The 21206-nt window shown below is 70.6% G+C and carries 20 protein-coding genes; 11 read left to right on the top strand and 9 right to left on the bottom strand.

Going from position 1 to position 21206, the window contains the following annotated elements:
• Positions 1 to 7 precede the first annotated feature (7 nt).
• Positions 8 to 937 carry an oxygen-dependent coproporphyrinogen oxidase gene (hemF, locus tag QFW80_RS13925; RefSeq protein WP_280602577.1) on the top strand — a complete coding sequence of 310 codons (930 nt, stop codon included), beginning with the start codon at positions 8 to 10 and terminating at the stop codon, positions 935 to 937.
• Between the two features lie 8 nt (positions 938 to 945).
• The gene (locus QFW80_RS13920) at positions 946 to 1710 is read left to right on the top strand and encodes a YggS family pyridoxal phosphate-dependent enzyme (RefSeq protein ID WP_280602576.1); all 765 of its coding nucleotides are present in this window, start codon (positions 946 to 948) and stop codon (positions 1708 to 1710) included.
• 50 nt (positions 1711 to 1760) lie between these two features.
• Here the strand turns inward: QFW80_RS13920 and glmS are convergent, their stop codons facing one another.
• Positions 1761 to 3590: a glutamine--fructose-6-phosphate transaminase (isomerizing) gene (gene glmS, locus QFW80_RS13915; RefSeq protein ID WP_280602575.1), complete on the bottom strand. Its 1830-nt coding sequence runs from the start codon at positions 3588 to 3590 to the stop codon at positions 1761 to 1763.
• Positions 3591 to 3770: 180 nt separating this feature from the next.
• Between glmS and QFW80_RS13910 the strand changes: the two genes are divergently transcribed.
• From QFW80_RS13910 to QFW80_RS13875, 8 genes are all read left to right on the top strand, one after another.
• Positions 3771 to 5066 (top strand): efflux RND transporter periplasmic adaptor subunit, encoded by a 1296-nt coding sequence (locus QFW80_RS13910; protein ID WP_280602574.1) that lies wholly within the window; start codon positions 3771 to 3773, stop codon positions 5064 to 5066.
• A 2-nt stretch (positions 5067 to 5068) separates the two neighbouring features.
• Positions 5069 to 5275: a hypothetical protein gene (locus tag QFW80_RS13905; protein ID WP_280602573.1), complete on the top strand. Its 207-nt coding sequence runs from the start codon at positions 5069 to 5071 to the stop codon at positions 5273 to 5275.
• A 133-nt stretch (positions 5276 to 5408) separates the two neighbouring features.
• Positions 5409 to 6143 carry an ABC transporter ATP-binding protein gene (locus tag QFW80_RS13900; RefSeq protein WP_280602572.1) on the top strand — a complete coding sequence of 245 codons (735 nt, stop codon included), beginning with the start codon at positions 5409 to 5411 and terminating at the stop codon, positions 6141 to 6143.
• 76 nt (positions 6144 to 6219) lie between these two features.
• Entirely contained in the window at positions 6220 to 7521 is a 1302-nt protein-coding gene (locus QFW80_RS13895) for an ABC transporter permease (protein WP_280602571.1), read from the top strand.
• Positions 7522 to 7599: 78 nt separating this feature from the next.
• Positions 7600 to 8838: an ABC transporter permease gene (locus tag QFW80_RS13890; protein WP_280602570.1), complete on the top strand. Its 1239-nt coding sequence runs from the start codon at positions 7600 to 7602 to the stop codon at positions 8836 to 8838.
• 26 nt (positions 8839 to 8864) lie between these two features.
• A complete protein-coding gene (locus QFW80_RS13885) occupies positions 8865 to 9362 on the top strand; it encodes a YybH family protein (RefSeq protein WP_280602569.1) in 498 nt (165 codons plus the stop codon).
• Between the two features lie 39 nt (positions 9363 to 9401).
• Positions 9402 to 10745, top strand: a complete 1344-nt coding sequence (locus QFW80_RS13880) for a sigma-54-dependent transcriptional regulator (protein ID WP_280602568.1) — start codon at positions 9402 to 9404, stop codon at positions 10743 to 10745.
• A 47-nt stretch (positions 10746 to 10792) separates the two neighbouring features.
• On the top strand, positions 10793 to 12079 hold the full coding sequence (locus tag QFW80_RS13875) for a sensor histidine kinase (protein WP_425603595.1): 1287 nt from the start codon (positions 10793 to 10795) through the stop codon (positions 12077 to 12079).
• Between the two features lie 31 nt (positions 12080 to 12110).
• On the opposite strand, the gene glmU is transcribed toward QFW80_RS13875, so the two are convergent.
• Positions 12111 to 13478: a bifunctional UDP-N-acetylglucosamine diphosphorylase/glucosamine-1-phosphate N-acetyltransferase GlmU gene (gene glmU / locus QFW80_RS13870; protein ID WP_280602566.1), complete on the bottom strand. Its 1368-nt coding sequence runs from the start codon at positions 13476 to 13478 to the stop codon at positions 12111 to 12113.
• 175 nt (positions 13479 to 13653) lie between these two features.
• On the opposite strand from glmU, the gene QFW80_RS13865 reads away from it, so the two are divergent.
• Entirely contained in the window at positions 13654 to 14037 is a 384-nt protein-coding gene (locus QFW80_RS13865; RefSeq protein ID WP_280602565.1) for a GtrA family protein, read from the top strand.
• 85 nt (positions 14038 to 14122) lie between these two features.
• On the opposite strand, the gene QFW80_RS13860 is transcribed toward QFW80_RS13865, so the two are convergent.
• The 7 genes from QFW80_RS13860 to QFW80_RS13830 form a co-directional block, all read right to left on the bottom strand.
• A complete protein-coding gene (locus QFW80_RS13860; protein WP_280602564.1) occupies positions 14123 to 15373 on the bottom strand; it encodes a DmpA family aminopeptidase in 1251 nt (416 codons plus the stop codon).
• 116 nt (positions 15374 to 15489) lie between these two features.
• Positions 15490 to 15912 (bottom strand): F0F1 ATP synthase subunit epsilon, encoded by a 423-nt coding sequence (locus QFW80_RS13855; RefSeq protein ID WP_280579808.1) that lies wholly within the window; start codon positions 15910 to 15912, stop codon positions 15490 to 15492.
• A 114-nt stretch (positions 15913 to 16026) separates the two neighbouring features.
• Entirely contained in the window at positions 16027 to 17436 is a 1410-nt protein-coding gene (gene atpD, locus QFW80_RS13850; protein ID WP_280602563.1) for a F0F1 ATP synthase subunit beta, read from the bottom strand.
• 37 nt (positions 17437 to 17473) lie between these two features.
• Positions 17474 to 18337, bottom strand: a complete 864-nt coding sequence (gene atpG, locus QFW80_RS13845; RefSeq protein ID WP_280602562.1) for a F0F1 ATP synthase subunit gamma — start codon at positions 18335 to 18337, stop codon at positions 17474 to 17476.
• Between the two features lie 87 nt (positions 18338 to 18424).
• Complete coding sequence (atpA, locus tag QFW80_RS13840; RefSeq protein ID WP_280602561.1) at positions 18425 to 19990, bottom strand: F0F1 ATP synthase subunit alpha; 1566 nt, start codon at positions 19988 to 19990, stop codon at positions 18425 to 18427.
• A gap of 145 nt (positions 19991 to 20135) precedes the next feature.
• Complete coding sequence (locus tag QFW80_RS13835; protein WP_280602560.1) at positions 20136 to 20663, bottom strand: F0F1 ATP synthase subunit delta; 528 nt, start codon at positions 20661 to 20663, stop codon at positions 20136 to 20138.
• A 4-nt stretch (positions 20664 to 20667) separates the two neighbouring features.
• Positions 20668 to 21153 carry a F0F1 ATP synthase subunit B gene (locus QFW80_RS13830; protein ID WP_280602559.1) on the bottom strand — a complete coding sequence of 162 codons (486 nt, stop codon included), beginning with the start codon at positions 21151 to 21153 and terminating at the stop codon, positions 20668 to 20670.
• Positions 21154 to 21206 lie beyond the last annotated feature (53 nt).

The following is a 21206-nucleotide window of genomic DNA, read 5'->3' as shown; positions in this document are numbered from 1 at the left end:
TGGCGCCATGGACCGCTTCGACGACATCCGCAACTGGCTCACCGGCCTGCAGGACCGCATCTGCGCCGCGATCGAAACCGCCGACGGCGGCGCCCGTTTCGTCGAGGACGCGTGGCAGCGCGATCCGGGCGACACGTCCAGCCACCTGCGCGGCGGCGGCCGCACCCGCATCCTGCGCGACGGCGCGGTGTTCGAGCAGGCCGGGATCGGTTTTTCCGACGTCTCCGGCGACACCCTGCCGCCGTCGGCGACCGCCGCGCGCCCGGAGCTGGTGGGCGCGTCCTGGCAGGCGGTGGGCGTGTCGCTCGTGTTCCATCCGCGCAATCCGCACGTGCCGACCACGCACGCCAACGTGCGCCACTTCCGCGCGGTGCGCGATGGGGAGACGGTGGCCTGGTGGTTCGGCGGCGGCTTCGACCTGACCCCGTTCTATCCCGTCGACGAGGACGTGCGGCACTGGCACCGCACCGCGCGCGCCCTGTGCGGGCCTTTCGGCGGCGAGCAGCGCTACGCGGCGCACAAGCGCTGGTGCGACGAGTATTTCTTCCTGAAGCACCGTAACGAGACGCGCGGCATCGGCGGCCTGTTCTTCGACGACCTGCACGAGGATCTCGAGCAGGACTTCGGCTACCTGCGCGCGGTCGGCGACGGCTTCCTCGCCGCCTACCTGCCGATCGTCGAACGCCGCAAGGACACGCCGTACGGCGAGCGCGAGCGCGCGTTCCAGCTCTACCGCCGCGGCCGCTACGTCGAGTTCAACCTGGTCTACGACCGCGGCACCCATTTCGGGCTGCAGAGCGGCGGGCGCGCGGAATCGATCCTGATGAGCCTGCCGCCGCTGGTGCGCTGGGAATACGGCTACGCGCCCAAGCCCGGCAGCGCCGAGGCGCGCCTGCACGACTACCTGGTGCCGCGCGACTGGCTGGCGGGCACCTGAGCATGGCGATGGACCGCGACACCGCGCAGCTGCAGGCCAACCTCGACGCGATCCGCGCGCGCATCGGCGCCGCCTGCCGGTCGGCGGGGCGCGATCCGGGCGAGGTGCGGCTGCTGCCGGTGACCAAGACCGTCGGCGCCGACCGACTGCGCATCGCCCACGCGCTCGGGCTGCGCCAGTTCGGCGAGAACAAGGTGCAGGAGGCGCTGGGCAAGTCCGAAGCGCTCGCGGACCTGCCCGACCTGCGCTGGGTGCTGATCGGCCACCTGCAGACCAACAAGGCCAGGTACGCGGCGCGCTTCGCCGACGAGTTCCAGGCGCTCGACAGCCTGCGCGTGGCGCAGGCACTCGACACCCAGCTGCAGTCGCGCGGACGCGCGATCGACGTGCTGGTGCAGGTCAACACCTCCGGCGAGGACACCAAGTTCGGCCTGGCGCCGGACGAGGTGCCCGCATTCGTGCGCCAGCTGCCCGCCTTCTCCAGCCTGCGCGTGCGCGGCCTGATGACGCTGGCCCTGTTCTCCGACGACGCCGCGCGCGTGCGGCCCTGCTTCGTCCGCCTGCGCGAACTGCGCGACCGGCTGCGCCAGGAGGCGCCGGACGGCATCGCGATGGACGACCTGTCGATGGGCATGTCCGGCGATTTCGAGCTGGCCATCGCCGAAGGCGCCACCACGGTGCGCGTGGGCACGGCGCTGTTCGGTCACCGCCCCACGCCGGATAGTGCGTACTGGCCGGATCCGTCCGGCGCCGCGGGCGCCACGCCGGACTGAGCGCCGTTGCCGGGCGGCGTTCCCCGCCCGACCCGGCAGGCTGCAATCGGCTACTCGACCGTGACCGCCTTGGCCAGGTTGCGCGGCTTGTCGACGTCGGTGCCGCGCGACAGGGCGGTGTGGTAGGCCAGCAGCTGCACCGGGATGGTGTGCACGATCGGGCTCAGCACCCCGACGTGGCGCGGGGTGCGGATCACGTGCACGCCCTCGGACGCCTCGAAGTTGCTGTCGGCATCGGTGAACACGAACAGCTCGCCGCCGCGCGCGCGCACTTCCTGCATGTTCGACTTCACCTTCTCCAGCAGCCCGTCCTTCGGCGCGATCACCACCACCGGCATGTCCGCATCCACCAGCGCCAGCGGACCGTGCTTGAGCTCGCCCGCGGGATAGGCCTCGGCGTGGATGTAGGAGATCTCCTTGAGCTTGAGCGCGCCCTCGAGCGCGATCGGATAGTGCACGCCGCGGCCCAGGAACAGCGCATGGTGCTTGGGCGCGAAGCGCTCGGCCCACAGCGCGATCTGCGGCTCCAGGTTGAGCGCGTGCTGGACGCTGCCGGGCAGGTGGCGCAGGTCTTCGATGTACGCCGCCTCGCGTTCGGCATCGAGCCGACCGTGCAGCTTGGCCAGGGTGGCGGCGAGCGCGAACAGGCCCACCAGCTGGGTGGTGAAGGCCTTGGTCGAGGCGACGCCGATCTCGGCGCCGGCGCGGGTGTAGAACACCAGCCGGCTGGCGCGGGGAATCGCGCTCTCGGGCACGTTGCAGATCGACAGCGTGCGGTCGTGACCGAGCGATTTCGCGTATTTCAGCGCTTCCATGGTGTCGAGCGTCTCGCCCGACTGGGAAATGGTGACCACCAGCTGCTTCGGGTTCGCCACCGCCTGGCGGTAGCGGTACTCGCTGGCGATCTCGACGCTGCACGGCAGCCCGCTGATCGCCTCGATCCAGTAGCGCGCCACCGAGCCGGCGTAGAAGCTGGTGCCGCACGCGAGGATCTGCACGCCTTCCACGCCGTCCAGCACCTGGGCGCCGTCGCGGCCGAACAGCGCCGGCTCGAACGCGTTGGCGTCGATGATCGCCTCGAGCGTATCGCCGATCGCGCGCGGCTGCTCGTGGATCTCCTTCTGCATGAAGTGCCGGTACGGGCCGAGCTCGAGCGAGGCCAGCGACACGTCGGACAGGTGCTCGTCGCGCTCGACCGGCGCATCGTCGGCACCGAACACGCGCACGCCCGCGCGCGTGATCTCGGCGGTGTCGCCCTCTTCCAGGAAGATGACCCGGCGCGTGGCCTGGACGATCGCCGAGACGTCGGAGGCGACGAAGTTCTCGCCCTCGCCCAGTCCCACCAGCAGCGGGCAGCCCATGCGCGCCACCACCATCCGGTGCGGTTCCTTGCGGCTCACCACCGCCAGCGCGTAGGCGCCGTGCAGCTCCTTGACCGCGCGCTGCAGCGCGGCCAGCAGGTCCAGCCCGTCCTTGAGGTAGTGGTGGATCAGGTGGGCGATCACCTCGGTATCGGTCTGCGACTCGAACGCGTAACCCAGCTGCTGCAGGCGTTCGCGCTGCTGCTCGTGGTTCTCGATGATGCCGTTGTGCACCAGGGCCACGCCGTGGCTGGCGTGCGGATGCGCATTGGCCTCGGTGACGCCGCCGTGGGTCGCCCAGCGGGTGTGTCCGATGCCGAGCGTGGCCTGGACGTTGTCGGCGCGGGCGGCGGCTTCCATCTCGGCCACGCGCCCGGTACGGCGCACGCGGCGCACCTCGCCGTCGCCGATCACGGCGATGCCGGCCGAGTCGTAGCCCCGGTATTCGAGCCGCTTCAGCCCGTCGATCAGGACCGGAACCACATCGCGATCCGCGATCGCGCCAACGATGCCGCACATTGTTTCGCTACTCCTCCGGGGGCCGCCAAGTGTACGGGAAAGACCTGTCCGGCCGGACACGGACAGTGTCCGCGCGGACACCCTGGACAGCCGACATTTCCTTTCGAATCAATCGAATAGGTGTTGGCATGACGATTGCGTGCAACCTTCCCGAGCCCGACGACATCCCAGACCTTGCCCATGGACCACACCGCCCGTATCCGCGACACCTCCGCCCAGGACCAGGTGCTGGCCAAGCCGCGCGGCCTGCGCCGGCTGCCGAAGGCCTGGTGGCTGGCCGGCGCCGGCGCGCTGGCGCTGCTGGCGCTGGCGGTGTGGGTGATCGGCGGCTGGACCGCGGGCACCAGCTCCTTCGACGCCTCGCGCATCCGCATCGCCCAGGTGACCCGCGGCGACCTGGTGCGCGACCTCTCGGCCGAGGGCCGGGTGATCACCGCCAACAGCCCCACGCTCTATGCGATCGCCGGCGGCACGGTGGCGCTGAAGGTGGTGGCCGGCGACGTCGTCAAGGACGGCCAGGAGCTGGCGGTGATCGACAGCCCCGAACTGCGCAGCAAGCTGGTGCAGGAGGAATCCACCCTGGCCAGCCTGCAGGGCGAGGCCAACCGCGCCATGCTCGACGCCCAGCTCACGCGTTCGGACGCGCAGAAGCTGCTCGACCAGGCCCAGATCGACCACACCGCCGCGCAGCGCGACGTCGAGCGCTACCAGCGCGCGTTCGAGGGCGGCGCGGTGTCGAAGAACGAGTACGACCGCGCGCTCGACGGGCTGAAGAAGGCCGACCTGGGCCTGGCGGCGGCGCGCAAGGATTTCTCGCTGCAGGGCCAGGGCGCCGGCATCGACGCACGCAACAAGCGGCTGCTGGCCGAGCGCCAGCAGTCGGTGGTGAACGAGCTGCGCCGCCAGGTCGAGGCGCTGACCCTGCGCGCGCCGTTCGACGGCCAGGTGGGCCAGGTGCAGATCGCCCAGGGCACCAACGTGGCGATCAACGCGCCGATCCTGAGCGTGATCGACCTGAGCGTGTTCGAGGTCGAGATCCGGGTGCCGGAAAGCTTCGCCCGCGACCTCGCCATCGGCGTGCCGGCGCAGATCACCAGCGGCGGCAACCGCTACGGGGCGCAGGTCTCGGCGGTCTCGCCCGAGGTGGTGAACGGCGAGGTCACCGCGCGGCTGCGCTTCGACGACGGCCAGCAGCCGCCGGGCCTGCGCCAGAACCAGCGCCTGTCGGCGCGGATCGTGCTCGACACGCGCGAGGACGTGCTGATGGTCGAGCGCGGCCCGTTCCTCGAACAGGACGGCGGCCGCGTCGCCTGGGTGGTCGAGGGCAGCAGCGCCGTGCGCCGCCCGATCCAGGCCGGCGCCAGCAGCCTCAATGCCGTGGAAATCGTGTCGGGCCTGCAGGAAGGCGAACGCATCGTCGTCTCCGGCACCGACCAGTTCGACAACGCGGACCGCGTCCGCCTCTCTGGACAATGACCATGAACCCGTTCGCCCATTTCCCCGCCCGCCCGCACTGGACCGCGCAGCAGCTGGCCGACGCCGTCCCCCTGCGCCTGCACCAGCTGTTCGCGTTCGACGCCCGCGACGGCGCCGACGAGCGCGCCGCCAATGCCGCGCGCCATCGCGCGCGCGATGCCCGCTACGTGCAGCGCTCGTCGCTGCCGCCCCGCTTCGGCGTGCACTGACCGGCGCCACCGCTTTTCCATCCTGGTCCGCCCCGGCGCCGCCCGACCCTCTCTCTCCGGTCGGCGCCCGCGGCCCCACCGCCGGCCCGGGATGGCATTCCTTCCGATCGCTCCAACCGCCAAGGATCCCACCATGCTCGACATGCGCCAGGTCACCAAGGTCTACCGCACCGAACTCGTCGAAACCCACGCCCTGCGTTCGCTCGACCTGCACGTGGCCGAAGGCGAGTTCGTCGCCGTCACTGGGCCGTCGGGGTCGGGCAAGACCACGTTCCTCAACATCGCCGGGCTGCTGGAAACCTTCACCGGCGGCGACTACCTGCTCGACGGCGTCGACGTGAAGGGACTGAACGACAACCAGCGCTCGCGCCTGCGCAACGAGAAGATCGGCTTCATCTTCCAGAGCTTCAACCTGATCCCCGACCTGAACCTGTTCGACAACGCCGACGTGCCGCTGCGCTACCGCGGCATGCCGGCCAACGAGCGCAAGATGCGGATCGAGCAGGCGCTGTCGCAGGTGGGCCTGGGCTCGCGCATGAAGCATTTCCCGGCCGAGCTGTCCGGCGGCCAGCAGCAGCGCGCCGCGATCGCGCGTGCCCTGGCCGGCAGCCCGCGCCTGCTGCTGGCGGACGAACCGACCGGCAACCTGGACTCGCAGATGGCGCGCAGCGTGATGGAGCTGCTGGAGGACATCAACTCGCGCGGCACCACCATCGTGATGGTGACCCACGACCCGGAACTGGCCGCGCGCGCGCAGCGCAACGTGCACATCGTCGACGGCATGGCCACCGACCTGACGGTCGATCCGGGCCTGGGCCGCGCCGCGCACGCGAAGCATCGCGACGCCGACGCGGCCGCGACCGCGTAGACCCGCCCGCGTCCGCACCGTCCATCCCCGCACCCGGCCGTCGCCACGCGCACCGGCCCGTCCACGGAGCCACTCCATGTTCGGCTACTACTTCCACCTCGCCCTGCGCAGCTTCCGCCGCAACCGGGTGCTGACCGCGCTGATGGTGCTGGCGATCGCGCTCGGCATCGGCGCGTGCATGACCACGCTGACGGTGTTCCGGGTGCTCTCGGGCGACCCGATCCCGCACAAGAGCGACCGGCTGTTCTATGTCCAGCTCGATCCGGAGGGCATGCAGGGCTACACCGCCGGCGAGGAGCCCTCGTTCCAGATGTCGCGCTTCGATTCGGAGGCCCTGCTGCGCGAAAAGCGCGGGCAGCGCCAGGCGATGATGACCGGTGGCGGCCTGTCGGTGACGCCCGAGCGCGCGGACACGCCGCCCTTCGTGTCCCAGGCCCGCTACACCAGCGCCGACTTCTTTCCCATGTTCGACACGCCCTTCCTGCACGGCAGCGGCTGGTCGGCACGCGAGGACGAGGCCCAGGCGCGGGTGACCGTGCTGACCCGCGAGATGGCGACCCGCCTGTTCGGCGAGGCCAACCCGGTCGGCCGCAGCGTGCGCCTGGACCAGGCCGACTTCACCGTGGTCGGCGTGCTCGACGAGTGGCAGCCCACGCCGCGCTTCTACGACATGGTGCTCGACCGCTACGGCGAGGACGATGCGATCTACATCCCGTTCTCGACCGCCATCGGCCTGGAAATGGGGCGCAACGGCAGCATGGACTGCTGGGGCGACACCCAGGGCGACAACACCGCGCTCAGCGCGCCATGCACCTGGATCCAGTACTGGGTCGAACTCGAATCCGCCGACAAGGCGGGCGACTACCTGAACTACCTGCGCAACTACTCCGAGCAGCAGCGCAGCGCCGGCCGCTTCGAGCGCCCCACCAACGTGCGCCTGCGCGACGTGATGGAGCTGCTGGAATTCAACCGCGTGGTGCCGAGCGACGTCGTGATGCAGCTGTGGCTGGGTTTCGGCTTCCTGATGGTGTGCCTGCTCAACACCGTGGGCCTGCTGCTGGCGAAGTTCCTGCGCCGCAGCAGCGAGATCGGCGTGCGCCGCGCGCTGGGCGCCTCGCGCGCCGAGATCTTCAAGCAGTGCCTGGTCGAGGCCGGCACGATCGGCCTGGCCGGCGGCGTGCTGGGCCTCGGGCTGTCGCTGCTCGGCCTGTGGGCGGTGCGGCAGCAGCCGACCGGCTACGCGGAACTGGCGCACCTGGACGTGGGCATGCTGCTGACCACGTTCGCGCTGGCGATCGTGGCCAGCCTGTTCGCAGGACTGCTGCCCGCCTGGCGCGCGATGCAGGTCACGCCCGCGATCCAGCTCAAGTCGCAGTAGCCGGGCGTCCGCTCCTTCCCTTCCATCGAATCCTGTCCGCCACCCGGCACGACGAACGCAGCATTCCCGGAGACCACCATGGAAATCCGCCCCATCCTCTCCACGCTCATGCGGCACAAGACCGCCGCCGCGCTGATCGTGCTTGAGATCGCGCTGACCTGCGCGATCATCTGCAACGCGCTGTTCATGATCGGCGAGCGCATCACCCAGGTGCGCGAGGTCAGCGGCCTGGCCGAGGACGAACTGGTCCGCATCCAGATCACCGGCATCGGCAACGATGCCGATGCCGAGGCGCAGACGCGCTCGGACCTGGCGCTGCTGCGCGGCCTGCCGGGCGTGACCGATGCGACCGTGATCAACCAGGTGCCGTTCGTGAACTCCTCCTGGAACAGCGGCATCCGCCTCGAGCAGGAGCAGCAGCAGTCCACCGCGAACGCGACGGTGTACATGGCCGAGGACCGGTTCGTGGAGACGCTCGGGCTGCGGATCGTGGCCGGGCGCGACTTCAACGCCGACGAATACCTCGAGTTCGAGGCGCTGCAGGCCCCCGAGGGCGAGCGCCCGCCGGGCATCCCCGGCGCGCTGGTGACCCGGTCGCTGGCCGAGCGCCTGTTCCCGGGCCAGGATGCGGTCGGCAAGACCTTCTACAGCTGGGGCGACGAGCCGATCCGCGTCGTCGGCGTGATCGAGCACCTGGTTCGGCCCAGCCTGCAGGGCGGCCCGGCGCAACGCGAATACACGATGGTGTTCCCGCTGCGCACCGCCTACAACGTCGGCGGCAACTACGTGATCCGGACCTCGCCCGAGCGCCGCGACGAGGTGCTGGCCGCGGCCTCCGAAGCGTTGCGCGGCAATGGCCCCACCCGGATCATCCTCGAGGACAACACCAAGACCGTCTCGGCGCTGCGCAGCGAGTTCTACCAGCAGCCGCGTTCGATGGCCTGGCTGCTCGGCATCGTGTGCGTGGCGCTGCTGCTGGTCACCGCGCTCGGGATCGTCGGCCTGGCCAGCTTCTGGGTGCAGCAGCGCACCAAGCAGATCGGCGTGCGCCGCGCACTGGGCGCGACCAAGGGCCAGATCCTGCGCTACTTCCAGACCGAGAACTTCCTGCTCGCCACCATCGGCATCGTGATCGGCATGCTGCTGGCCTACGGCATCAACCAGCTGCTGATGGGCAAGTACGAGCTGCCGCGACTGCCGCTGTACTACCTGCCCATCGGCGCGCTCGCGCTGTGGCTGCTGGGGCAGGTGGCGGTGTTCGGGCCGGCGCGGCGCGCGGCGTCGGTGCCGCCGGCGATCGCGACCCGCAGCGTCTGATGCCGCGGGTCGCCGGGGGATCGACGATGCGGATGCCGTCCTGCTGCGCACTCGCGATCGGACTCGGCCTGTGTGCGCCGGCGATCGCCGTCGATGACATCGATGCCACCGGCGCACGCGGTGAGCTGCACGCGACGATCGCGGCGCAGGACGCCGCGGTGTTCGATGCGTTCAACCGATGCGACGACCCCGCGCAGCTCGACCGCCACGCGTCGCATTTCGACGCCGCGGTGGAGTTCTACCACGACACCGGCGGCGTCACCTGGACGCGCGAGGACATGCTGGCCAACACCCGCCAGTACGCCTGCGGCCGGTTCACCCGCGAGCTGGTGCCGGGAAGCCTGCGGGTGTATCCGATCAAGGACTTCGGCGCGATCGCGCAGGGCCGGCACCACTTCTGCCAGGTGTCGAGCGGCGCGTGCGACGGGATCGCGGACTTCACCATGGTCTGGCGGCTGCAGGCCGACGGCCAGTGGCGCATCACCCGCGTGCTCAGCTACGGGCATCGCGCCGCCAGCGGATGAACCCTTTACGATAGCGGGCCACGCCCGCGCCAGGACCGCATGCCCACCCTCCTCGTCATCGACGACAACCCGGCCGTCGCCACCGCGCTCGAGCTGCTGTTCTCGCTGCACGAGATCCACGTGCTGCGCGCCGAAACCCCCGAGGCCGGGCTGGAACTCCTGCGTCGCGGTGGCGTGGACCTGGTGATCCAGGACATGAACTTCCGCGCCGACACCACCTCCGGCGACGAGGGCGTGGCGCTGTTCGGCGCGATCCGCGCCGAGCACCCGGACATGCCGGTGATCCTGCTCACCGCGTGGACGCGGCTGGAATCCGCGGTCGACCTGGTCAAGGCCGGGGCCGCCGACTACGTCGGCAAGCCCTGGGACGACCACAAGCTGCTGGCGACGGTGAACAACCTGCTGGAGCTGGCCGAAACCCGGCGCGAACTGGCCGCGCGCAGCGGCGGCGAGCGCCGCCGCCGCGAGGCGCTCGCGGAGCAGCACGACCTGCGCGGCCTGGTCTACGACGACGTCGCCAGCGAGACGGTGCTGGCGCTGGCGCTGCAGGTCGCGCGCTCGGAGCTGCCGGTGCTCATCACCGGCCCCAACGGGGCGGGCAAGGAGAAATACGCCGAGATCATCCACCACAACTCGGCGGTGAAGTCCGGCCCGTTCGTGGCGGTGAACTGCGGCGCGCTGCCGAGCGAGCTGATCGAGGCGGAACTGTTCGGCGCCGAGCCGGGCGCCTACACCGGCGCCGGCAACAAGGCCCGCACCGGCAAGTTCGAGGCCGCCGACGGCGGCACCTTGTTCCTCGACGAGATCGGCACCCTGGCGCCGGCCGGCCAGGTCAAGCTGCTGCGGGTGCTGGAGACCGGCCGCTTCCAGCGCTTGGGCGGCAACCAGGAGCGCAGCGTCAAGGTGCGCGTGGTCAGCGCGACCAATGCCGACCTGCCGGCGATGATTGCCGCCGGCCAGTTCCGCGAGGACCTGTACTACCGCCTCAACGGCATCGAGCTGCGGCTGCCGCCGCTGGCGCGCCGCCCGCGCGACATCCTGCCGCTGGCGCGCCATTTCCTGCCGCCCGGCAAGCGTTTCGCGGAAGGCGCGGAACGCGCGCTGCTGCGCCACCCCTGGCCGGGCAACGTGCGCGAACTGCGCAACGCGGTGCAGCGCGCGGCACTGCTGTCGGGCGAGCGCATCGAGGCCGAGGCGCTGGGGCTGCAGTCGCCAGCCTCCGCGACTCCGGCGCACGGGGCCGGCGACGAACCCGATCGCGCCGCGATCGAGGCTGCGCTCGCGCGCAGCGGCGGGATCGTCGCCCAGGCCGCCGCGGAGCTGGGCCTCTCGCGCCAGGCGCTGTACCGCAGGCTCGACCGCCTCGGCATCCCCCGCAGCTGATCGCCGGACCGATGCGCATCCTCCGTGTCCTGCCGCTGGCGGTCCGCATGGTGGTGCTGGTGCTGTGCGCAGTGGGCGGCACCGCCGCGCTGACCGCGCTGCTCTCGCTGTGGCTGCCGCCGTGGCAGGCCGCGATCGCGGCCGCGCTGGCGCTGGGCGCGACGATGGGCATCGTGGTCTGGCGCACCTTCGTGCCGCTGCGCGCGCTGTTCCGGGCGCTGGCCGGGACCGTGGCCGGCTATCGCGACGGGGATTTCAGCTTCGGCATCACCTGGGACCGCTACGGCGACCTGATCGAGCTGGTGGATGCGCACAACGCGCTCGGCCAGGCGCTGCGCGACCAGCGCCTGTCGCTGGTGCAGCGCGAGCTGCTGCTCGACACCATGGTGCAGAACACGCCCGTCGCCATGCTGCTGCTCGATCCCGCGCGGCGGGTGGTGCTGGGCAACCTCGCCGCGCGTCGCATGCTCGGCGACGGGCGGCGGCTGGAAGGCCACGCGCTGGACGAACTGCTGCAGCAGGCGCCGCCTGCCGTGGGCGAGGCCTTCGCGCGCGGCGGCGACGGCATGTTCACCGTCGGCGACGAGGACCAGGAGGACATCTACCACCTCGCCCGGCGCATGTTCCGGCTCAACGGCCGGCTGCACGAGCTGGTGCTGCTGCGGAAGATGACCGCCGAGCTGCGGCGGCAGGAAGTGCAGACCTGGAAGAAGGTGATCCGCGTGATCAGCCACGAGCTCAACAACTCGCTGGCGCCGATCGCCTCGCTGGCGCATTCGGGCGCGGAGCTGCTGCGCCGCGGCCAGTACGAGAAGCTGCCGATCGCGCTGGCCACGATCGAGGAACGCGCGCGGCACCTGGAAGGCTTCCTGCGCGACTACGCGCGCTTCGCCAAGCTGCCCGCCCCGCGCGGCGAGCCGACGTCGCTGCCGGCGTTCGTGGAGAAGCTGCGCACCCAGGTGGACTTCACGATCGAGGGCACGATCCCCGACGAGGTGGTGCGGTTCGATCCGGCGCAGATGGAGCAGGCGCTGCTGAACCTGCTCAAGAACGCGCACGAGTCCGGCACCGCGCCCGGCACGGTCGCGCTCGCGGCGCGGCGCATCGCCGACGGCTGGCGCATCGACGTGCTCGACCGCGGCAGCGGCATGAACGAATCGGTGCTGGCCAACGCGCTGCTGCCGTTCTACTCCACCAAGCGCAGCGGCACCGGCCTCGGCCTGGCGCTGGCGCGCGAGATCGCCGAGGCCCACGGGGGGCGCATCGCCCTGCTTAACCGCGACGGCGGCGGCCTGTGCGTGTCGATGGTGTTGCCGGGCCAGATGGGGTCCTGAGCCGCGGGCTGCGGCTACGGCCGCGTTGACGCTATGCCTTCTTCTGCGGCCGGGTCCAGCCTTCGATGACGGCCTGGCGCGCGCGCGCCACGGTGAGCTTGCCGGCGGGGGCCTCGTGGCTGATCACCGAACCCGCACCGATGGTCGCCTCCGCCCCCACGCTCACCGGCGCCACCAGCGCGGTGTTGGAGCCGATGAAGGCGCCGTCGCCGATCGTGGTCGTGGACTTGTTCACCCCGTCGTAGTTGCAGGTGATGGTGCCGGCGCCCACGTTGACCCTGGCACCGATCTGCGCGTCGCCGAGGTAGGTCAGGTGGTTGGCCTTGCTGCCCACGCCCAGCACCGCGTTCTTGGTCTCGACGAAGTTGCCGATGTGGACGCCGTCGGCGAGCACGGTGCCGGGGCGCAGGCGCGCGAACGGACCGATGGTGACCGCGCCTTCCGCGCGCGCACCCTCGAGGTCGCAGTGCGCGCGCACCTCGGTGCCCGGGCCCAGCACCACGTCCTTGAGGCGCGTGAACGGGCCGATGCGCACGCCGTCGCCCAGTTCCACCCGGCCCTCGAACACGACGTCGACGTCGATCTCCACGTCGCGGCCCACCACCACCTCGCCGCGGATGTCGATCCGCGCCGGGTCGGCCACGCGCGCGCCCTGCAGGCACAGCGCGCGTACCGCGCGCTGCTGGAACGCGCGCTCGAGCTGGGCCAGCTGCCAGGGATCGTTGGCGCCCTCGGTCTCGCGCGCGTCGTCCACGCGCACGATCTCGGCCGCGTTGAAGTCGGCCGCGGCCATGCCGGCGACGTCGGTCAGGTAGTACTCGCCCTGCGCGTTGTCGTTGGACAGGCGCGAGAGCCAGTCCTTGAGTGCGGTGGCATCGGCCACGATCACGCCGGTGTTCACCAGCCGCACGGCACGCTGCTCGTCGCTCGCGTCCTTTTCCTCGACCACCGCGGCCACGTGCCCCTGGGCGTCGCGCAGCACGCGGCCGTAGCCGGTGGGATCGTCGAGTTCGGCCACCAACAGCGCCAGCCGGCCGCCGGCCGCGAGCAGCCGCTGCAGCGTGTCGGCGGTGAACAGCGGCGCGTCACCGTACATCACCAGCACGCGCGCGTCGTCGGGCACGTCGGGCATGGCCTGCTGCACCGCATGGCCGGTGCCGAGCTGGCGCGCCTGTTCGGCCCACTGCAGGTCGGGCTGGTCGGCGAACGCGGCCCGCACCTGGTCGCCGCGGTGGCCGTAGACCACGTGGATGCCGGCCGGCTGCAGCGTGCGCGCAGTGGCGATCACATGCGCCAGCATCGGCCGCCCGGCGACCTTCTGCAGCACCTTGGGCAGGGACGATTTCATGCGCTTGCCCTCGCCGGCGGCGAGGATGACGACGTGCAGTGGCGTGCTCATGGGGCTTCCAGCGGGGCCAGAGCGCGATTCTAGGGCGGCGCGGGCGGGATGTCCGGCCCGGGAGCCCAGGGCCCTGCGCGCCACGACGACAGAATGGCTTGTTCACCCTGCGGCGGGTAACCTTGCCGCCGATGAACGCGCCCGCCCCCCGTCGCCCGCATCCGGAACGCCGCCCATGAGCCTGCGTCGGCAGGGCGGCCACTACCTGGTCATCGGCGCACTCCAGTACCTGGTGGACTGGGGCGTGACCGTGTGGCTCTCGCACCTGGGCATGCTGATCGAGCCGGCCAACATCACCGGGCGCGTGAGCGGCGCCCTGCTGGGCTACTGGCTCAACGGCAAGTTCACCTTCGCCGGCGAGGACACCACCATCGGCCGGGTCCAGTTCCAGCGCTTCGCGCTGATGTGGATGTGCACCACCGCGGCGAGCACCCTGGCGATGGGCCTGATCGACGATGTCCTGGGCCTGCGCTGGGCCTGGATGGCCAAGCCGGTGGTCGAGGTGGCGCTGGGCGCGGTCGGCTTCGTGCTCTCGCGGCACTGGATCTACAAGCGCTGAGTCCTCGCGGCGGCCCGGGCGGCCGCCGCCGCGCCTGGCTGCGTGCGCCGGTGCGCGAACGCGCCCCGTGCAGCGCTTCCCTCCCTCAGCGGGCCGCGCCCGGATGCTGCGTGGATGGGCGCAGACGCGTCAGCACGCGCTCCAGCGGCAGCGCCGGCACGGTGCCGCGATGGCCGGACACGGTGCGCGCGCGGAACAGCGAATTGATCACCGCCTCCTCGGTGGCCTCGACCACCGCGTCGAACAGCGGCGTCATCGCCTCGTTGGGCAGCACCGCGCGCGGCTGCGGGCGATCTTCGCCGGGAGTTCCGCGCACGCTGTCGGCGGTGGCAAACGCGATCACGTAGTCGCCCGATCCGTTGCTCATCGCCCCGCCCGTCCGCCCGATCCCGAGCAGCGCACGCGCGCCCAGGCGCCGCAGCAGGCGGGCGTCGAGCGGCGCATCGGTGGCGACCACGATCATGATGCTGCCGTCGCCGGTCGAGGGAGGCGCGTCGCGGCCGGGGGCCACCGCGGTGCGACGCGGACGGATGTCGTCCAGCGCCACGCCGTCGATCGTCAGCCGGCCGCCGTAGTTGCTCTGCACCAGCACGCCGACGGTGTAACCGCCTGACGAGGCATCGAGCCGGCGCGAACTGGTGCCGATGCCGCCCTTCCAGCCGAAGGCGACGGTGCCGGTGCCGGCGCCGATCGCGCCTTCCTCGACGTTGTCGACCGAAGCCGCCTCCAGCGCCTGCACCACGTGCGTGTCCCGCAGCGGCCGCGCGCGGATGTCGTTGAGATAGCCGTCGTTGGTCTCGCCCACCACCGGGTTGAGCGAGCGCACCTCCTCCATTCCCGTGCGGGCCAGTTGCCACGACACCAGCGCATCGGCCGCGCGCCACACCGCCAGGGTGCCGGTGAGCAGGATCGGGGTCTCGAGCTCGCCCAGTTCTTCGACCTGGGTGACGCCGAGCAGCTTGCCGTAGCCGTTGCCGACCACGATCGCCGCGGGCACGCGCTCGCGGTACAGGTCGCCGCCGTGCGGCAGGATCGCGGTGACGCCGGTGCGGACCGTTTCGCCCTCGACCACCGTGGCGTGGCCCACCGCGACGCCGGCCACGTCGACGATGGCGTTGCGGGGGCCGGTGGGCAGCACGCCGATGACGACGCCGGCCTCGCGCGCACGCGGGCGATTCGCCTCCGCCGCCGGCGACGCCGCGGACGGCGCCGGCGCGTCGGCGGCAACGGCGCTGCGGGCCGCCGACACGCCCGCGCATGCGCAGGCCATGACCAGGCCGAGCAGCAGCGCGTGGCGGTGCCGTCCCGGCCGTCGGGTCGCATCGTGGTGGATCATCGCCGGCTCCCGCAGTGTGCCCGGGTGCATTGTGGCGCACCGGCCAGGCCGGGTCCCTGACATGCGAACGCCGGCACTGGGCCGGCGTTGCGCGTACAACCGTCCGGTGACGCCGGTCAGTGCTTGAGGTTCTTGCGCAGGCGCTCGAGCGCCGACAGCTGGGCCATGACCTCGGCCATCTTCTGCTGCGCCTCGGCGATGTCCATCGCCTCGCCGCGGCCGGCCAGGACGCGCTCGGCCTCTTCCTTGGCCGCCTTCACCGCGGCCTCGTCGATGTCGTCGGCGCGGATCGCGGTGTCGGCCAGGATCGTCACCACCTGCGGCTGCACCTCGAGGATCCCGCCGCCGATGGCGAAGTCGAGCACGCTGCCGTCGGGCTGGGTCACCACGACCTTACCCGGCTTGAGCCGGGTGATCAGCGGCGCATGGCGCGGCGCGATGCCGAGTTCGCCCATCTCGCCGGTGGCCACGACCAGGGTCGCTTCGCCCTGGAAGATCTCGGCCTCGGCGCTGACGATGTCGCAGCGGATGGTGCTCATAACGCTTCTCTTCCGTTTCACCCGCTTCCGTCACGGGAGCGGGCAGGAGTGTGGGCGCGGGCGTGAAGCCCTACCCGGGTCCTCCCCCGAACGCGGGGGAGGGAACGCGACCGATCAGGCCTTCTCGGAGAGCTTCTTCGCCTTCTCGACCGCCTCGTCGATGGTGCCGACCATGTAGAACGCCTGCTCGGGCAGGTGGTCGAATTCGCCCTCGACGATGCCCTTGAAGCCGCGGATCGTCTCCTTCAGCGACACGTACTTGCCGGGCGAACCGGTGAACACCTCGGCGACGTGGAACGGCTGCGAGAAGAAGCGCTCGATCTTGCGCGCGCGGGCCACGGCCAGCTTGTCCTCTTCCGACAGCTCGTCCATGCCCAGGATCGCGATGATGTCCTTGAGCTCCTTGTACTTCTGCAGCGTCGCCTGCACCCGGCGCGCGGTGTCGTAGTGCTCGTGGCCGATCACGTTCGGGTCGAGCTGGCGGCTGGTGGAGTCGAGCGGGTCGACCGCCGGGTAGATGCCCAGCGAGGCGATGTTGCGCGACAGCACGACGGTGGCGTCGAGGTGGGCGAAGGTGGTCGCGGGCGACGGGTCGGTCAGGTCGTCCGCGGGCACGTACACGGCCTGGATCGAGGTGATCGAGCCGGTCTTGGTCGAGGTGATGCGCTCCTGCAGCACGCCCATTTCCTCGGCCAGCGTGGGCTGGTAGCCCACCGCCGACGGCATGCGGCCCAGCAGCGCCGAGACCTCGGTACCGGCCAGCGTGTAGCGGTAGATGTTGTCGACGAACAGCAGCACGTCGCGGCCTTCGTCGCGGAAGTACTCGGCCATGGTCAGGCCGGTCAGCGCGACGCGCAGGCGGTTGCCCGGCGGCTCGTTCATCTGGCCGTAGACCATCGCCACCTTCGACTTCTCCGGCTCGGTCACGTTGACCACGCCCGATTCCTGCATCTCGTGGTAGAAGTCGTTGCCCTCGCGGGTACGCTCGCCCACGCCGGCGAACACCGACAGGCCCGAGTGCTCGGTCGCGATGTTGTTGATCAGCTCCATCATGTTGACCGTCTTGCCCACGCCGGCGCCGCCGAACAGGCCGACCTTGCCGCCCTTGGCGAACGGGCACATCAGGTCGATGACCTTGATGCCGGTTTCCAGCAGTTCGGTGGTCGAGGACTGGTCCTCGTAAGAGGGCGCCGCGCGGTGGATTTCCCACGACACGTCGGACTTCACCGGGCCGGCCTCGTCGATCGGGCGGCCCAGCACGTCCATGATCCGGCCCAGCGTGCCCAGGCCCACCGGCACCGAGATCGCGCGGCCGGTGTTGTCGGCCAGCAGGTTGCGCTTGAGGCCGTCGGTGGAACCGAGCGCGATCGTGCGCACGACGCCGTCGCCGAGCTGCTGCTGCACCTCGAGCGTGATCTCGGTGTTCTGCACCTTCAGCGCGTCGTACACCTTCGGCACTTCGCTGCGCGGGAACTCCACGTCGACGACCGCGCCGATGATCTGAACGATCTTGCCCTGACTCATTGCTGCATTCCTCTAAGTGAATTCTGTGGTGGCGCGGTCAGACTGCCGCCGCGCCGCCGACGATCTCGGAGATTTCCTGGGTGATCGCCGCCTGACGTGCCTTGTTGTAGACCAGGTTGAGCGTGTCGATCAGCTTGGTGGCGTTGTCGCTGGCCGACTTCATCGCCACCATGCGCGCCGCGTGCTCCGAGGCCACGTTCTCCATCACCGCCTGGTACACCAGCGATTCGACGTAGCGCGTCAGCACGTGCTCGAGCACGCTCTCCGCGTCGGGCTCGTAGATGTAGTCCCAGTCGTGCTGGGCCACGGTCTCGTCGGACGCGGGCAGCGGCAGCAGCTGGTCGAACGCCGCGCGCTGGGTCATCGTGTTGACGAAGTCGTTGTAGACCAGGAAGACCTTGTCGACCTCGCCGGCGTTGTAGGCATCGAGCATGACCTTGATCACGCCCACCAGCTGCTCGACCTGGGGCTGGTCGCCCAGGTGGGTGACGCTGGCGCGCATGTGCAGCTTCAGGCGGCGGAAGAACACCGTCGCCTTCTGGCCGATGGTCACCACGTCGACCTCGACGCCCTTCTCCTGCCACTGCCGGATCTCGCCCAGCAGCTTGCGGAACAGGTTGTTGTTCAACCCGCCGGCCAGGCCGCGGTCGGACGAAACGATCACGTAGCCGACGCGCCGGATCTCCTTGCGCTCGACCAGGTACGGATGCTGGAACTCGGAATTCGCCTGCGCGAGGTGCCCGATCAGCTGCCGCATCGCGCGCGCGTACGGGCGCGAGGCCTTCATCCGCTCCTGCGCCTTGCGGATCTTCGAGGCCGAGACCATCTCCAGCGCGCGCGTCACCTTGCGGGTGTTCTGCACGCTCTTGATCTTGGTCTTGATTTCCCTGCCGCCTGCCATCTCGTCTTCCCGGTAGGGCGGGTCCAGGCCCGCCTCCTGCTGCGTGTCGGTGTCCGAAGGACGGGCGAGCGCCCGTCCAGGTTCGCTTTACCAGCTGCCCGTCTTCTTGAACTCCTCGATGCCGGCCTTGTAGGCGGCCTCGATCTCGTCGTTCCAGTTGCCGCTGCCGTTGATCTGGTCGATCAGGCCGCCCTGGGTGTTGGCGAAGTGCGCGTGCAGCGCTTCCTCGAACGCCAGGATCTTGACCACCGGCACGTCGTCCATGTAGCCCTTGTCCACGGCGTAGATCGACAGCGCCTGGTAGGCGATCGACATCGGCGCGTACTGCTTCTGCTTCATCAGCTCGGTCACGCGCTGGCCGCGCTCGAGCTGCTTGCGGGTGGCTTCGTCCAGGTCCGAGGCGAACTGCGCGAACGCCGCCAGTTCGCGGTACTGCGCCAGCGCGATGCGGATGCCGCCCGACAGCTTCTTGATGATCTTGGTCTGCGCCGCGCCGCCCACGCGCGACACCGAGATGCCGGCGTTCACGGCCGGGCGGATGCCGGCGTTGAACAGGTCGGTCTCGAGGAAGATCTGGCCGTCGGTGATCGAGATCACGTTGGTCGGCACGAACGCGGACACGTCGCCGGCCTGGGTCTCGATGATCGGCAGCGCGGTCAGCGAACCGGTCCTGCCCTTCACTTCGCCGTTGGTGAACTTCTCGACGTAGTCCTCGGACACGCGCGCGGCGCGCTCGAGCAGGCGGCTGTGCAGGTAGAACACGTCGCCCGGATAGGCTTCGCGGCCCGGCGGGCGCTTGAGCAGCAGCGAGATCTGGCGGTAGGCGACGGCCTGCTTGGACAGGTCGTCGTACACGATCAGCGCGTCTTCGCCGCGGTCCATGAAGTATTCGCCCATGGTGCAGCCCGAGTACGCGGAGATGTACTGCATCGCCGCCGACTCGGACGCCGTGGCCGCGACCACGATCGTGTGCGCCAGGGCGCCGTTCTCTTCCAGCTTGCGCACGATGTTGGCCACGGTCGAGGCCTTCTGGCCGATCGCGACGTACACGCACTTGATGCCGGTGCCCTTCTGGTTGATCACCGCGTCGATCGCCATCGCGGTCTTGCCGGTCTGGCGGTCGCCGATGACCAGCTCGCGCTGGCCACGGCCGATCGGGATCATCGCATCGACCGACTTGTAGCCCGTCTGCACCGGCTGGTCGACCGACTTGCGCCAGATCACGCCCGGCGCCACGCGCTCGACCGGCGCGCTCAGCTTCGCCTCGATCGGGCCCTTGCCGTCGATCGGCTCGCCCAGCGCGTTGACCACGCGGCCGAGCAGTTCGGGGCCGATCGGCACCGACAGGATCTGGCCGGTGGTCTTGGCGGTGTCGCCCTCGCGCAGGTGCTCGTAGTCGCCCAGGACCACGGCGCCGACCGAGTCGCGCTCCAGGTTCAGCGCCAGCGCATAGGTCGGCGTGCCGCCCTCGGCGGCGGGCAGTTCGATCATCTCGCCCTGCATGGCGTCGGCCAGGCCGTAGATGCGCACGATGCCGTCGGACACCGAGGTGACGGTGCCTTCGTTGCGCGACTCCGCGGCGAGCTTGACCTTGTCGATGCGGCTCTTGATCAGTTCGCTGATTTCGGAGGGGTTGAGCGTGGTGGTTGCCATTTGTCGTTTCCTGGTCGCATGCCACGGTCGCGGCATTCGGATGTTCTAGTGGTGGTGCGTGGCCGGTGGCGCGTGGCCGCTGGCCGGGCTAAGCCTCATTGCCTTGCGCGTCCCGGACCCGCGACGGGCCCCGGCGCCTGTCCCGTCATCCCGCCAGCGCACCCTGCAGCCGCGCCAGCTTGCCGCGCAGCGAGCCGTCGATGACCACGTCGCCGGCGGCGATCACCGCGCCGCCGATCAGGGCCTCGTCGACCGCCGTCTCCAGCTCGACCTCGCGACCGAAGCGCTTGCGCAGCGCGGCCTTGATGGTGTCGAGCTCGGCGGCAGGCAGCGCGGTGGCCGAGGTCAGCTTCGCCTTGACCACCTGCTCGGCCTCGGCGCGCAGGTCCTCGTACAGGCCGGCGATCTCGGGCAGCAGCGCCAGCCGACGGTTGTCGGCCAGCAGCGCGAGGTAGTCGCGGAAGCCGGGCGAGGCGCCGTCGGGCGACAGCAGCTCGACCGCCTGCTCGCGCGCCAGCGCCGGGTGACCGAGCGCCAGCGCCGCCTGCGGATCGGCCGCCACGCGCGCGGCGAAACCGAGCGCCTGCGACCAGTCGGCGAACGCGCCGCCGTCCTTCGCGAGCATGAACGCGGCGCGCGCGTAGGGTCGGGCGAGGGTCAGTGCCTGGCTCATCGGATCAGGCCGCCTGGTCGGTCAGCTGGCCGGCGAGTTCGTCGAGCAGCGCCTTGTGGGCGTCGGCGTCGATCTCGCGGCGCAGCAGCTTCTCGGCGCCGGCCACGGCCAGCGTCGACACCTGCCGGCGCAGGTCCTCGCGGGCGCGGTTGGCGGACGCGGCGATCTCGGCCTCGACCAGCGCCTTCTGCCGCTGGCCCTCGGCGATCGCCTCGGCCTTGGCGGCGTCGACGATCTGGTTCGCGCGCTGGTGCGCCTGCTCGATGATCTCGTTGGCCTTGGCGCGCGCGGCCTTGAGTTCGTCGGCGACCCGCTCCTCGGCCTGCGCCAGGTTCTTCTGCGCATTGTCCGCGGCCGCAAGGCCCTCGGCGATCTTCTGCTGGCGTTCCTCGATCGCCTTCATGAGCGGCGGCCAGACGAACTTCCAGGTGAACCAGATCAGGATCGCGAACGCGAGGCCTTGACCCAGGAATGTGGCGTTGAATTGCATCGTGATGCTCCGCGATTGGCGCACGGGCGTGGGATCACGCCCGACCCGGGTCG

The sequence above is a fragment of the Luteimonas rhizosphaericola genome (assembly GCF_029888045.1).
GTDB lineage: Bacteria > Pseudomonadota > Gammaproteobacteria > Xanthomonadales > Xanthomonadaceae > Luteimonas > Luteimonas rhizosphaericola.
This window is presented reverse-complemented; position numbering and strand designations above follow the sequence as displayed.